General features: G+C 43.8%; 8 protein-coding genes. All 8 read left to right on the top strand.

The features are described 5' to 3' along the window. Nucleotides 1-323 precede the first annotated feature (323 nt). Nucleotides 324-1124 (top strand): SDR family NAD(P)-dependent oxidoreductase, encoded by an 801-nt coding sequence (locus IEV61_RS17545; RefSeq protein ID WP_188418355.1) that lies wholly within the window; start codon nucleotides 324-326, stop codon nucleotides 1122-1124. 48 nt (nucleotides 1125-1172) lie between these two features. Then, nucleotides 1173-2393 carry an enolase C-terminal domain-like protein gene (locus IEV61_RS17540; RefSeq protein ID WP_188418354.1) on the top strand — a complete coding sequence of 407 codons (1221 nt, stop codon included), beginning with the start codon at nucleotides 1173-1175 and terminating at the stop codon, nucleotides 2391-2393. Between the two features lie 30 nt (nucleotides 2394-2423). Continuing rightward, complete coding sequence (locus tag IEV61_RS17535) at nucleotides 2424-4079, top strand: sodium:solute symporter (RefSeq protein ID WP_229747195.1); 1656 nt, start codon at nucleotides 2424-2426, stop codon at nucleotides 4077-4079. 615 nt (nucleotides 4080-4694) lie between these two features. Next, nucleotides 4695-7967 carry a SusC/RagA family TonB-linked outer membrane protein gene (locus IEV61_RS17530; protein WP_229747194.1) on the top strand — a complete coding sequence of 1091 codons (3273 nt, stop codon included), beginning with the start codon at nucleotides 4695-4697 and terminating at the stop codon, nucleotides 7965-7967. Between the two features lie 14 nt (nucleotides 7968-7981). Further along, entirely contained in the window at nucleotides 7982-9895 is a 1914-nt protein-coding gene (locus tag IEV61_RS17525; RefSeq protein ID WP_188418353.1) for a RagB/SusD family nutrient uptake outer membrane protein, read from the top strand. A 33-nt stretch (nucleotides 9896-9928) separates the two neighbouring features. Next, the gene (locus IEV61_RS17520; RefSeq protein ID WP_188418352.1) at nucleotides 9929-11170 is read left to right on the top strand and encodes a DUF5000 domain-containing lipoprotein; all 1242 of its coding nucleotides are present in this window, start codon (nucleotides 9929-9931) and stop codon (nucleotides 11168-11170) included. A 25-nt stretch (nucleotides 11171-11195) separates the two neighbouring features. Further along, on the top strand, nucleotides 11196-12428 hold the full coding sequence (locus IEV61_RS17515) for a DUF4998 domain-containing protein (protein ID WP_188418351.1): 1233 nt from the start codon (nucleotides 11196-11198) through the stop codon (nucleotides 12426-12428). 122 nt (nucleotides 12429-12550) lie between these two features. Continuing rightward, nucleotides 12551-14479: an SGNH/GDSL hydrolase family protein gene (locus tag IEV61_RS17510; RefSeq protein ID WP_188418350.1), complete on the top strand. Its 1929-nt coding sequence runs from the start codon at nucleotides 12551-12553 to the stop codon at nucleotides 14477-14479. The last annotated feature ends 139 nt before the right edge of the window (nucleotides 14480-14618 follow it).

The following is a 14618-nucleotide window of genomic DNA, read 5'->3' as shown; positions in this document are numbered from 1 at the left end:
TCTAAATAAGATGCAATTAGCACCAATTTCCTTTATAGGAATCGGAAAGTAATTAGACGAGCAAAATGCTGTGTGCAAAGAATCGTCCATCAAAATCAAAGTATATGCTATTATAATACCCAGTTGCAGGCTTTACTTTTGAGGGAACAGGTTCTCTTGGGCATCGCCTTAACAGGGAACTATCAATTATAAATCAAAATAGCTTAAGCGCAATATTTAACGTTTGGATCGAGCTCCATAGCGCTTTATAGCCGGGGCAAATCAGGCTTTAACCTGCGTTGACAGCCATAGTACTTAAGCTTTACAAGAAGCGCATCTTATATATGGATATACAATTATTAGGCGGAAAGGTAATATTGTTAACCGGCGGAACAGAAGGTATTGGCTACGAATGTGCTAAAGTATATTGTGAAGCAGGTGCTAAAGTGAGTATCGTTTCTAATAATTTGGAAAGTATACAACAGGCAAAGAAGTCGTTTGATAACGATTGTATCCATTACATACTGGCCGATGTTTCTGTAGCGAGGGATATTGAAAACGCTGTTGCAGAAACTATAAAAAGGTTTGGCAAGATAGACATTGTTCATAATAACGCAGGCATATCCAGCCCATCAAGTACCGTTTGCGATACCAGTGATGAGGAGTGGGATAAGCTTTTTAATGTAAACGTAAAAGGCATATATCACACTACTAAATACGCTATAAGTCAGCTTACAAAAACACGCGGGGTTATTCTCAACACTGGGAGCCTGGTTGGCGAAATAGGGCAGGAGCGCCATGCGGCTTATGCCGCCACTAAAGGTGCGGTAAGTGCCCTTACAAAATCAATGGCGCTCGATTATGCTGCCGATGGTGTGAGGGTTAATGCCATAGCCCCTGCAGGAGTTTGGACTCCTATGTTAAGAAGCTGGAGCCGACAGCAAATCAATAAAGAAGAAATTGAAGAGTATCTGGATAATATCCATGCCCTGGGTTATTGCCCCGATAGTGATGTAATTGCCGATGCCTGCCTTTTCCTCATCTCTGAGCAGGCTCGTTTTATTACCGGCTGTATATTGCCGGTTACCGGCGGTGCAGAGTTAGGTTACCGTAAACTGTTGCAATCTAACCCCACAGCAGTATAATTTTTACAGCGCTCAATTATCTCCACAGCTTAACGCTAACCATTAAATATGATCAAGAAAGTTAATATAGCCGACAGGCGATATCAGTTAGACGGCAATGCCGGTAGCGATGCTGTACACCGCGACCCCATTTATTCGTATGCCGTAACCCAATTAATTGATGATAGCGGACATACCGGAACTGGATTAGCCTTTACCCTAGGTGCGGGTAACGAATTGGTATGCCAAGCCGCACAGCATTATGCTAATCAGTTAATTGGAAAAGATATTGAAGAAACCATGGCCGGTTTTGGCTCTCTTTTTCAAAAGCTTTCGAACGATCAGCAATTCAGGTGGCTTGGGCCGCACAAAGGGGTGGTGCATTTAGCACTTGCATCGGTTACAAATGCTTGTTACGATCTTTGGGCTAAAAAGCGAGGCGTTCCGCTTTGGAAGTTGCTGACTGATCTTTCGCCCGAGCAAATTGTGGCCACGCTTGATCTTTCTTACCTTGAGGATGAACTAACTGCGGCCGATGCCATACAGTTATTAGCGAACCAGCAGCAAACTGCAGCCGAACGAATGGGTATTTTGAGTGCCGGATATCCAGGTTATGATACCTCTGTAGGATGGTTCAACTACTCGGACGAAATGGTGCGCGAAAATTGTATCAAAGCGGTAGATGCCGGTTTTACCGCATTGAAACTTAAAGTAGGATCCACCGACTTTGAGCGCGATATACGCCGGGCAAACTTAGTACGCGAGGTGGCCGGCAATAATGTTAAAGTAATGCTGGATGCCAACCAGCAGTGGAACTTGCCGCAGGCACTTTACATTTGTAAACGCCTGCAAGACATGAATCCTTATTGGATTGAAGAGCCTACCCATCCCGACGATGTATTGGCACACCAAACGCTGGCCCGGGCCATTGCCCCGGTAAAACTGGCATTGGGCGAACATGTGCCTAACAAAGTCATTTTTAAAAACTATCTTCAAGCCGGGGCAGCTGCGTTTATTCAGGTAGATGCTGTGCGTGTTGGTGGCGTAAGCGAATTTATTACCATTAGTTTGTTGTGCAAAAAGTTTGGAATACCTGTGTTGCCACACGTGGGTGATATGGGCCAGCTTCACCAGCACTTAGTATTGTTTAACCATATAGCGATGGGGCACGAAGCTTTATTTTTGGAGCATATTCCGCATTTGAAAAAGTACTTTGTTAACCCCGCCATGGTAGTGAACGGCGCTTATCAAACCCCGCAAGAACCGGGCAGCAGCAGCGATCTTATTTAAGCTTTTTCCAGATATTAGCAGGCAAACAGCATGATCATTAACACCATTGACGGCGTAATAAGCGCCCTGTATATTATTGCCATATTTATTATAGGATTATGGGCCGGAATCAAGCACAGGGCTAAAAATCAGCATGGCGGGACGGCCAAAGAGTATTTTTTAGCCGGGAAAACATTGCGCTGGCCTATGATAGGGCTTGCGCTGTTTGCCACTAATATATCATGTGTGCATTTGGTTAGCCTGGCGCAAAGCGGGTTTGATTCCGGCTTGCTTAACGGCAACTTTGAATGGATGGCCTCGTTCACGCTTATTTTGCTGGCGGTGTTCTTTGTTCCCTTCTACCTCAAATCGGGGGTATCTACACTGCCCGATTTTTTGGAGAAAAGATATGACCGGGCCAGCCGCGATTGGTTGGCCATTGTGTCGGTTGCATCGGCTATTATTATCCATATAGCTTTTTCTTTATTGGCCGGGGGTATTGTGCTGCAAACGCTTTTTGGTGTAAATATGTATTATAGCGTAATTGCCATCGCTATTATTACCGCTATTTATACTATTGTTGGCGGCCTCACCGCCGTGGTAGTTACCGAATCTATACAAACCGTGGTTTTACTTGCCGGCGCACTCATTATGACCGTGGCTGCGTACCATAAAATGGGCGGGTGGCAGCCTATGGTTAATGTGTTAGAGCAAACCCATCAAATGGAAAAATTATCCATGATGCGCCCGCACGGCGATGCCAGCGGCTTGCCCTGGTATGCGGTATTTTTAGGCTACCCTATATTAGGAATCTGGTACTGGTGTGCCGATCAAACCATTGTACAACGCGTGCTGGGTGCTAAAGATGAGAACCACGCGAGGGTGGGCTCCCTGTTTTGCGGATTCATTAAAATATTGCCGGTATTTATTTTTGTGATGCCTGGCCTGTTTGCCTGGGCGCTGTACCAAACCGGGCAATTGAACATTGATACATTGAAAACCCTGCACGATGGTAAGGAGGTTGTTAACAGTAAGGGAATTTACACCTTAATGATCTTGCAACTTGTGCCCAAAGGCTTGGCCGGCATACTTGTGGCTGCATTGTTATCAGGATTGATGAGCCAGATATCGGGCGCCCTTAATTCCATTTCTACGCTGGTGAGTTATGATATGTACCAGCGCTGGAAACCCGATGCCCCTGATAACAAGTTGGTAAAGGTTGGTAAGATTGCAGCCGGTGCTTCGCTGGTGTTCTCGTTGCTCTTACTGCCATTGCTTAATCAATACGAGAGTATTTTTAATGGATTGAACGATATAATTGCGCACATAGCGCCACCTATTACCTGCGTATTTTTGTTAGGAGTGTTCTGGAAAGGTGCATCAGCTAAATCAGCAAAAATAACGCTCTACTTGGGTTCGCTAATTGGCATATTTGTGTTTGCGACAGGCAAATTATTACCTAACTCTTTAATAGGTCATATACCATTTATGATCATGGCGTTTTACCTGTTTTGCGTTTGTGTACTTATACAAGTAACCACTTCAGTAATATTCCCGGTACAGCATACTGCGGCAAGCAATGTGCTGTATTGGAGATCGCCATTTGAGTCTTTACGATCTCCTGGTTGGGCCGGTATAGGTAACTACAAGTTTTTATCGCTTGCGCTCATCTTAATTATGTCGGTACTTTTTTGGTTATTCAGATAGATACTGTTGGCTAAACAAAATTAAGTATCACTTATAAGCTTATAGTTTTTGGTGTTTAACTGATGGATTAATTGTGATTAACAAATAGTTTAATCCATTAGTTGTTTATAATCACATTACCTAATAGTATAACTTACGACACATTAGGTTTATTAACAGAAATTTCCTGCCCTCTGCTGAGTTCTATTGTTATAGACTTATACGTTGTGAAATCATAGAATTGTCCATCAACTTTGATGATTAATCCATTTTTACGCAATTAATTCCTTTCTACTTTTAGTGTACCAATTAAAACTAAAATACTTAAAATATGAAAGAGAACTTTTACGCTTTCCAGTATATCTTCTTGTGCTCAAAAGTGACTACTACGGGGTAATTGTCTAACGTCCAGCACCATTGCTTGCCTGTTAACATGCGGTTCAAATTGGCGGCTTGTACAGGCTAAAGTGTTTTCTTACCATCAATTTCATAAACTGTAATGATGTGCTGAAAGGCCACGGTGCTATGCTATGCCATATGCTCATCTGTTGATGTCGATTGGCGATAAAATAGCTACTCCGACGAAAGTAAATTCAGTATCACTATCAAAAATTACCCTAAAATTTAATCATTAAAATGAAGAAACAAATACAATGGCGTTTCCATAAACCTTCAAAAATAGGTTCGCTTAGGCGCTTTATGCCTTGGCTGGGGTATATGCTTGTATTGCTGCTGGCTTTAGGTTACACTAAAGGCTACGCGCAAACAGGTACAAAAATATTAATAACCGGTACCGTTACCGATTCTACCGGCACTAAGCTGGCTGGTGCAACTGTTACGGCTGTGGGTGTGAAAAACGTAGGTGCTGTAACCGACCAAAACGGTTACTTTAGCTTAAACGTGGCACCGGGAACAGTATTGCGTATCACCAGTGTTGGTTATAACACGCAAAATATCACGGTTTCGGCCAGTACCAAAGTACTAACTGTTCCATTAACATCAACCGCCATGCAAACCGGGGAAGTGGTGGTTACGGCTTACGGGCGTAAGCAACGTAAAGAAGCGGTAGTGGGCTCGGTAACCACAGTTCAACCTGGCGAACTGAAGATACCAGCGAGTAACTTAACCAACGCTTTGGCCGGGCAGGTGGCTGGTATTATTGCTTACCAGCCCAGCGGTCAACCAGGGCAAGATAATGCTTCGTTCTTTATAAGGGGGGTAACTACTTTCGGTTATAAGAAAGACCCGCTTATTTTAATTGATAACGTTGAGCTCTCTACCAGCGATCTGGCAAGGCTGCAGGTAGATGACATAGCAAGCTTTTCTATCCTGAAAGATGCCAGTGCTACCGCATTATATGGTGCGCGTGGTGCGAACGGCGTAATTTTGGTAACCACCAAAGAAGGTAAGATAGGTAAAGCGCAAATTAATTTTAGGGCAGAAACATCTACCTCACAATCGGTAAAAAATCTGGAACTGGCCGATCCTATTACTTACATGCGTTTATTTAATGAGGCCACCATTACCCGTAACCCGTTAAGTCCGCTACCTTTTACACAAAATAAGATCATTAATACCCAAGCTACGCTAAACAACGCACCCGGCAGCAATCCTTATGTTTACCCTGCGGTAGATTGGCTAAAAATGCTATTTAAAAAACGTACTACTACCCAGCGCGCCGATATGAGTGTTAGCGGTGGTGGCGGTGTTGCCCGTTATTACGTTTCGGGCTCATACAATATCGATCATGGTATTTTACGAGAAGACATTAATAATAATAACGACAATAACGTAAAGTTCCGTAACTACCAATTACGTTCAAATATTAACATTAACCTTACCAAAACAACCGAAATGGTAGTAAGGCTATCCGGCACGTTTAACGATTACAATGGTCCTCTTACGTCTGATGCATCGTTCTCTACTGATTTGTATAATATAGCCATGCACACCAGCCCGGTTCTCTTCCCGGCTTATTACGAACCCGATGCCGCCAACCAAAATACCAGGCATATCCTTTTCGGGAACGCCTTAACGCCGGGCAGCAGCGGCCAGTCTAATGCCATTGCATATTTAAATCCTTACGCTGCTTTGTTAAGGGGGCATAAAAATTATTCTCAATCGCGCATGTCGGCACAATTAGAGATGAATCAGGATTTGAAATTTATTACACCAGGTCTTAATATTCATGGCTTATTCCATACTAACAGATTCTCTTATTTTGAGTCTTCTATGGGGTACTCGCCGTTTTATTACAATATTGGTGAGTATGACAAGCTTTCTAACGTTTACACATTATCATGGCTAAACTCTCAGCCAGGCGCCGCTACAGAATATTTAAGCTACAATAACGACCCACGTACCAGCAGCTTGAGCACATACGTGTTTTTCCAGGGTGTGTTAGATTACAGCCGTCGTTTTGGTAATCACAACGTTAGCAGCTCATTAATAGGCACACAACAGCAAACGCTTTACGGTAATGCCGGCACATTGTTTAATTCTTTGCCTTATCGTAACTTAACGGTAGCAGGTCGTGCTACTTATTCGTACAAAAGCCGCTACTTTTTAGAGTTCAACTTTGGTTACAATGGTACCGAGCGCTTTTCGAGCAACCACAGGTATGGTTTTTTCCCCACTATTGGCGGTTCGTGGATTGTGTCTGAAGAAAAATTCTGGGGTAACAAACTGTACGACATCGTTACCCGCCTGAAACTGAGAGGCAGCTACGGTACCGTTGGTAACGATCAAATAGGCAATCAGCGTTTCTATTACCTGTCTGATGTTAATTTGAATGGCGGTAACCCGGCCACGTTTGGTACCAACAACGGCTATACCCGTAACGGTGTAGTAATTAACAATTATGCCAACACCGATATTACCTGGGAAACTTCGCGCCAGCTTAACTTAGGCATTGAGGCTACCTTTTTCAAAAACCTTAACATTGTGGCCGAGGTTTACAAATATCACCGGTATAACATTTTACAAAGCAGAACGGCTGTGCCCACTACGGTAGGTTTGGAGTCGGGCGTGAGTGCTAACTTTGGTACCGCCAACTCAAATGGTATTGACCTGCAGGCCGATTATAAGCAAACCTTTGGCAAGAACCTTTGGCTGCAAGGCCGTGGCAACTTTACACTTGCCTCAAGTAAATACGACAGTTACGAAGAACCTCAATATAAAGAAACTTACCGCTACCAATCGGGGCAGTACATTAACCGTAACTACGGTTACATTGCCGAACGTTTATTTGTAGACGATGTTGAAGCACGCAACTCACCAAGCCAAATATTTTCAAGTAACGGTGTAGCCCCGCAAGGTGGCGATATCAAATACCGCGATCTCAACGCCGATGGTAAGATAGACGGTGCCGATCAAACCTTTATTGGCTACCCAACTATACCGCGCATTGTTTATGGTTACGGCTTATCTGGAGGTTATAAAAACTTCGATCTTTCTGCTTTCTTCCAAGGCCAGGCGCAGGTGTCGTTCTTTATCGACCCAAGCCGCACCAGCCCTTTCATTCAAAGTCCTGATGCAGCTTACGCCAGCGGTAATACTCAATTGCTAAAAGCATTTGCCGACGACCACTGGTCTGAAGATAATCAAAATCTGTATGCTCAATATCCAAGGTTGGGTGTTAACGGTGCACAGATAGAAAACAACCGCCAGAACAGTACCTGGTGGATGCGTGATGGCAGCTTTATGAGGCTTAAATCTTTAGAAATTGGCTACACCCTGCCACAGCGCATAGCTCAAAAAATGAAGATGACCAAGTGCCGCATTTACTTCAATGGTCTTAATTTATACACATGGAGCCCGTTCAAATTATGGGATCCCGAAATAGGTGGTAATGGCTTTGCTTACCCAATTCAAAAGGTATTCAACGTAGGTCTTAATGTTAATTTATAATAGTAGGATAAGTGATGAAAAAGAAAATATTTATTCAAATAATGTGTGTGGCGGTGGTAATGCTGTCGGGTACATCATGTAAAAAGTATCTGGATGTAGCGCCCGACAATACGGGTACGCTTGAGTATGCTTTTAGAAACAGGAACGAAGCCGAAAACTACCTGTTTACCTGTTATGCTACTTTACAGCAATTTGCCGATTTAACAGGTAATGCCGCGTTCGTAACCTCGGGCGAGATTGTTTATCCTAACAATTTATCTAAACACCCCATTGACGAAACCGGCTTTAATTTGCTTCGTGGTACGCAAAACAGCAGTAATCCCGGCTTAAACTGGTGGGATGGAGAGAACAAAGGACAGTCAATTTTTCGTGCACTAAGAAGGTGCAACATCATGTTGGAGAATATTGATAACCCGGTAGATTTAACTGCAACAGAAAAGAAGCGCTGGATTGCCGAGGTGAAATTTTTAAAAGCTTACTACCATTTTTATTTAGCGCGCATGTATGGGCCAATCCCCCTTATAAAAACCAACTTAAATATTACCGACGATATTCAAACTTTGAAAGTTAAACGCGAGCCCATGGACGATGTGTTCAACTACATTGTATCGTTATTGGACGAGGCCGCACCAGATCTTCCTGCTGTAATTGGAAACCAGGCGCAGGAGTTAGGCCGCATAACCCGTTCAATAGCCTTATCTGTAAAGGCCGAAGTGCTTACCACGGCAGCTAGTCCGTTATTTAACGGGAATGCTGATTTTGTAGGTCTTAAAAATAAAGATGGTCAGGCATTATTTGCTCCTTACAATGCGCAAAAATGGCAGTTAGCGGCTGATGCCTGTAAGGCGGCCATTACCGAGTGCGAAGCGCGCGGTTTAAAACTTTATACTTTTATTCCGCCGGCAAATATCACCAAGCTTCCAGATTCGTTGCGTACGATTTTATCCCTGCAAAACGCAGTTACCGAAAAATGGGAACTCAATTCAGAGCTTATTTGGGCATTAAACCCTACGTTTCCATTTCAGGGCTACGCTACGCCGCGCCTAACTTCCAAGTCGGCTATCAATATTTTCTCTAATCCCTCCACATTTGCGGTGCCGCTAGCACTTCAGGAAACTTTCTACACTGATAAAGGGGTGGCAATTAATGAAGACAAAACGTTTGATTATGCCAACCGTTATGGTATTAAAACGGGCGATGACGCCAGCCGCTTTTACATTGCTAAAGATTACGCCACCGTAAGAGAACACTTTAACCGCGAACCCCGCTTTTATGCCAATTTAGGTTTTGATGGCGGTATATGGTTTGGTAACGGTAAAATAGATATTAACGATATGTACCATGTGGAAGCACGGGGAAACAAATCATTGGCCGGTCCTAAAGATCTGAACACGCTTAACATTACAGGTTACTGGCCTAAAAAATTAGCTAACTATCTTTCTGTATATGATGATGGTTTTCAGGAGCAAAGTTTTCATATGCCGTTAATGAGGCTTGCTGGCCTGTACCTGCTGTATGCCGAAGCATTGAACGAGGTAAGCGGCCCAACCGCCGATGTAAACACTTATGTAAATAGGGTTAGAGCTCGTGCAGGATTAAAAAGTGTGCAGGAAGCGTGGGGAACTTACTCTAACAATCCTACTAAATACACCACCCAGGATGGTATGCGCCAAATTATTCACCAGGAACGCCGCATAGAGCTTTGTTTTGAAGCTCAAAGTGGCTGGGATCTGCGCCGCTGGAAAGAACTGCAAAATGTGCTGAGCGTACCTATACAAGGCTGGAATATTTATGAAGACCAGGCAGTGAATTATTACAGGCCCAATACGGTGTTCACCTCAGTATTTGGCTTAAGAAACTATTTATGGCCAATTAAAGATAACGACCTCATCATCAATAGTAATTTAGTTCAAAACCCTTACTGGTAGGCTAATTAATTAATCTGATAAACAAATAAGTTTATGAAAGTATTCAAAAACAATATTTTAAGATTAGGAGGCTGCCTGTTGGCAATCCTTCTAATTTCCCTTGCCGCCTGTAAAAAGAACGAGGGCTATAACACCGAGCCGGTATCTACCGATGCAACCAAGCCGGGTGTAGTAACCAATATTAAAGTAACCAATTTTAACGGCGGCGCTTATATTACCTATACACTGCCCAATTCAGGCAATATTTTGTATGTGCAGGGGCAGTATAAAATTAACGATAAAACTACCCGGCAAACCAAGGCCAGTTACTATACCGATACCATAACGGTAGATGGCTTTGCCCAAAGCAAAGATTACGAGGTAACGCTTAATGTGGTTAGCCGCGCCAACGTAATGTCTGATCCTGTTACGGTTAAGGTGCACCCCGATGTGCCTTTCTATAAGCTTGTAAAACCTACCGTACAAATTGTTAAAGATTTTGGCGGAGTTACTATCACGGCTTTAAACCCTAAAAAGAAAGATATCGGTGTTATTTTGCTAGCGTTAGATAGTTCTACCAATGTGCTCGAAGTGCAGGATCAGCATTATACCAATTCAGATACCGTAAATTATTCGGTAAGAGGATATAAATCTGTACCACGTAAGTTTGGTGTGTATGTAACCGATAAATATGGTAACGTATCAGACACTACACTGGTTACCCTAACGCCGCTGTTTGAAGCCTTATTAGAGAAAAATAAGTTCTCGAGTTTCCGTACGGCAAGCGATAGTCCTATTGCCTATGGTTGGGATGTGCCTTTTTTATGGGATGGTAAAACAGATGGTTTCTCCAACGGCTGGCATACAGCCCCCGGTGTTCCGGGGCCAATGCAGGTTACCTTTGGCATAGGTGCATCGGCACAGTTAAGCCGTTTTATATTATGGGAAAGACCCAATGAGTATACTTATGCACATGGTAACCCACGCGATTTTAGTATCTGGGGGTCTAATTCTGCCAATCCGAAGGATGCCAAAATACCCGAATCTGCTGCGGCGGGTACCGTAGTGGGCGATTGGATAAATTTGGGCAACTACCATTTCCCAAATCCCCCGTCGGGTTTAACACCGGGCTTTACCAATTCTGCTGATGAAGATTTTGTAAAAAAAGGTGTAAACTTTAACCTGCCAAGCAATTCGCCGCCGGTAAGATTTATGCGCATGATCGTACACCGCACCTGGAGTAACGGCGATTTCGCCCATGCCATGGAGTTTTCGGTATATGGAAAAGTTCAATAATATTCATTATAACTCACAGAATTACATGAAAACCACATATAAGCTCATTATCACCCTTTTGATAGGAACCGGTATTTACAGCTGCAGTAAACAAGACCAGGACTTCAAAAATTTCCTGGGCGACAAGGAAGTTACCTACCCTGGCAAGGTTGGAAATATAAAGGCGCGTGCCGGCAACCTGCGTACTGCGCTGGTTTGGAATCCAAGTACCGATCCAAGCATTACGCGCTACGTGGTGTACTGGAACAACAAGGTAGACTCGCAGGTGGTAACCTCCAATAAGCACAACACCGCAGATACTATAGTTGCCGTGATCCCAAGATTGAACGAGTACATTTACACGTTCACCGTATTTTCGTATGACGCTAAAGGAAACCGTTCTGTACCGCTCGATATCAACAACGTGAAAGTATACGGGCCTATATTCCAAAGCGGTTTGCAAAACAGGGCATACAATGCGGCTACGCCGTATGTGGTAAATCCCGATGGTTCGCTAAAACTAAATTTTTTACAGCAGGATACCAGCATTATTACCGTGGGTACCACTATACGCTATACCAACCGTACCGGCGCAATTGAGGAGCGTATCCTACCGCGCGATAGCCTCTCTATCACCATACCCAACTATAAGGGAAGCACGGCTATTCAATATCGGTCGGGCTACCTGCCTGAGAAGAATGCTTATGATATATTCTATGTATCTAAGTTCGATAATTTTCCAACTATTGCCGATGGGTTAGCCATTTGTAATAAATCACTATTTAAGGAAGTAAAATTGCCCGGAGATGCCGGTACCTACAGTTCTGAAACAAGCATTAGTAAGCTTTGGGACGGTAGTGTGGGGCCTCAGGGATTCCCTAATATATTTCATGCCGATGGCGATCACCGTATGCCGCACACCATTACGTTTGATATGGGTAAAATTTACAGCGGCTTAAGCCAGGTAGAAGAAACCGGCCGCGATTGCTGTAACAATCCCGATGATTTTGAAATTTGGGGAATTGCCGATATTGCCAATGCTGCCACTACCCTTAATCCTAACGATGCAGGCTGGCCCGCAGAAGCTCAGGCCAAAGGCTGGAAGCTGTTAAAAACCGTTAAGCGTACAGATGATGGTAAAAGTGCAATGAAATTTAACTTAGATAGCAACCTGCCACCGGTAAGATACATACGTGTACGCATAAAACACGTAACCACCGGCGATAGCAACTATAGTAATATGAGCGAAATGACTTTCTTTAATGACGTGTTCAAATAAGGTATACATTTATTTATAAACGGGAGCTGCAATGTAAATGCTATTCAAAACCCTGATTATTAAAATTAATAAAGCCCGTTAAGGGCTTTATTATTGTAAATTAACGTGCAGATACTGTAGCAATGCGTACTAAACTTATAGCTGTATTTATTCTCTCTGTTTTTTCTTCCACCGTTTGGGCGCAAGACCGCTGGAAAGGTTTTGAACGGGTTAACGTGCAGGTAAACCAATTTAAGGGGTATTATGTAAAGCCTGCACATGCCTTAAAAGGTAACCCTTGGGTTTGGCGGTCATCTTTCCCCGATTGGCATACCGATATAGACAGTATCCTGTTAACCAAAGGTTTTCATGTTGCTTACCTGGATGCCGATAACCTGTATGGCCACCCAACGGTCATGCAAGCCTGGGACGGGTTTTATACACTGCTTACCACTAATATAAAGCTTGCCCCAAAGCCGGCTTTGGAAGCCGTAAGCAGGGGAGCCTTGTATGCCCTGGGATGGGCAAAACGCAACCCCGATATGGTAAGCTGCATCTATGCCGAAACCCCTGTTTATGACATTAAAAGCTGGCCGGGAGGTAAGGGGAAAGGTTTGGGCGATACCACCGCCTGGAAAGAGTTTAAATCTGTTTTTCACTTTACCGAACAGCAGGCAATGGACTACAGCGATAGCCCGATAGACCATCTGGAAGGACTGGCCTCTTTTAAAGTGCCGGTGCTGAATGTGGTTGGCCTTTGGGATAATATTACACCGCTGCAGGAAAATGCCGCAGTTTTCGTTCAGCGCTATAATGCCCTGGGCGGCCCTGCCACAGTTATTCCGGTAACCGAAGGGCCGCAGAGCTTATATGGTCATCATATACCCGTCCCAAATATCAACCAACTTGTTGATTTTGTAACGAGTAATGCCGCTACGGTTAAAGAAAGCCTGCCTTACGACCCCTATATTAAAGTAAGATCGGGGCTTAAGCAGTTTGAGAAGGTAATCAATAGTCAAAAAAATGCTACCGTGGCTTTTTTAGGAGGCTCTATTACCTATAATCCCGGCTGGCGGCAAAAGGTGTGTAATTACCTGCACGAACTGTATCCGCAAACAAATTTTAGGTTTATTGCTGCCGGTATACCCTCGCTTGGTAGTTTGCCGCATGCGTTCAGGTTACAGCATGATGTACTGGATTCGGGCAAGGTAGACCTGCTTTTCCTGGAAGCGGCCGTTAACGACCGCGTGAACGGAACCGACAGCTTAACCCAGGTACGCGATCTGGAAGGCATCATACGCCATGCTAAAAAGAGCAACCCGGCTATGGATATTGTAATGATGGAATTTGCTGATCCTGATAAAAATCATGATTACGATAAAGGCATAACCCCGGTCGAAATTAACAATCATGAATTGGTGGCTGCACATTACGGCTTAACCTCCATTAACCTGGCTAAGGAGGTACATGACAAATTGCAGGAACATGAGTTTAGCTGGGACGATGATTTTAAAGACCTGCATCCCTCGGTGTTTGGTCAGGAACTTTACTTTGCCACCTTTAAGCAAATGTTTGCCCTGTGCCGCAATGCCAGGCTTCCTGAAAAGGCATCAACAAAATTACCCTCAAAATTAAATGAGTACAGCTTTGTAAACGGTAGTTATTACAATATACAAAACGCAAAGCCAGACCAGCATTGGAGTATAAACCCTCATTGGCAGCCTGAAGATCATACATCAACCCGCGAAGGTTTTGTTAACGTACCGGTTTTAAGCGCAACCACACCCGGCGCTAAGCTTTCTTTAACCTTTAAAGGTAATGCAGTAGGTATGGCTATACTTTCGGGGCCTGATGCAGGCTCGGTTAGCTATTCGATTGATGGCGGACCATATAAGCACCTGTCGCTTTTTACACCCTGGAGTAACTCCCTGCATTTGCCCTGGTACTTGCTGTTAGGCTCGGGGCTTAAGAACGCCACGCACCATTTAACTTTGATCATAGATGAAAATAAGCCGCAGGGTAGCAAGGGGACGGCCTGCCGCATTGTGGATTTTTTTACCAACATGCCTTAGGCTTGCAGTTATTTTATCAAAGGATAATCCATCCTGTTTAAAGCTTTATCCATTTTTAGGGCAGGTTGATAGTAATACATTTACCACAGCCATTTATAATTAACAATTACCGCAACAACAAAGGCTCTGATAGGAGAGA

Origin of the sequence: Mucilaginibacter galii (assembly GCF_014635825.1) — a bacterium.
GTDB classification, from domain to species: Bacteria; Bacteroidota; Bacteroidia; order Sphingobacteriales; family Sphingobacteriaceae; genus Mucilaginibacter; species Mucilaginibacter galii.
The sequence above is the reverse complement of the archived record's forward strand: the minus strand, read 5'-3'. Positions and strand labels throughout refer to the sequence as shown.

What these genes read in the sequence shown, in the direction of transcription:
- IEV61_RS17545 (WP_188418355.1), top strand. Translation starts at nt 324, where the DNA reads ATGGATATACAATTATTAGGCGGAAAGGTAATATTGTTAACCGGCGGA.
- IEV61_RS17530 (WP_229747194.1), top strand. Translation starts at nt 4,695, where the DNA reads ATGAAGAAACAAATACAATGGCGTTTCCATAAACCTTCAAAAATAGGT.
- IEV61_RS17535 (WP_229747195.1), top strand. Translation starts at nt 2,424, where the DNA reads ATGATCATTAACACCATTGACGGCGTAATAAGCGCCCTGTATATTATT.
- IEV61_RS17540 (WP_188418354.1), top strand. Translation starts at nt 1,173, where the DNA reads ATGATCAAGAAAGTTAATATAGCCGACAGGCGATATCAGTTAGACGGC.
- IEV61_RS17515 (WP_188418351.1), top strand. Translation starts at nt 11,196, where the DNA reads ATGAAAACCACATATAAGCTCATTATCACCCTTTTGATAGGAACCGGT.
- IEV61_RS17510 (WP_188418350.1), top strand. Translation starts at nt 12,551, where the DNA reads ATGCGTACTAAACTTATAGCTGTATTTATTCTCTCTGTTTTTTCTTCC.
- IEV61_RS17520 (WP_188418352.1), top strand. Translation starts at nt 9,929, where the DNA reads ATGAAAGTATTCAAAAACAATATTTTAAGATTAGGAGGCTGCCTGTTG.
- IEV61_RS17525 (WP_188418353.1), top strand. Translation starts at nt 7,982, where the DNA reads ATGAAAAAGAAAATATTTATTCAAATAATGTGTGTGGCGGTGGTAATG.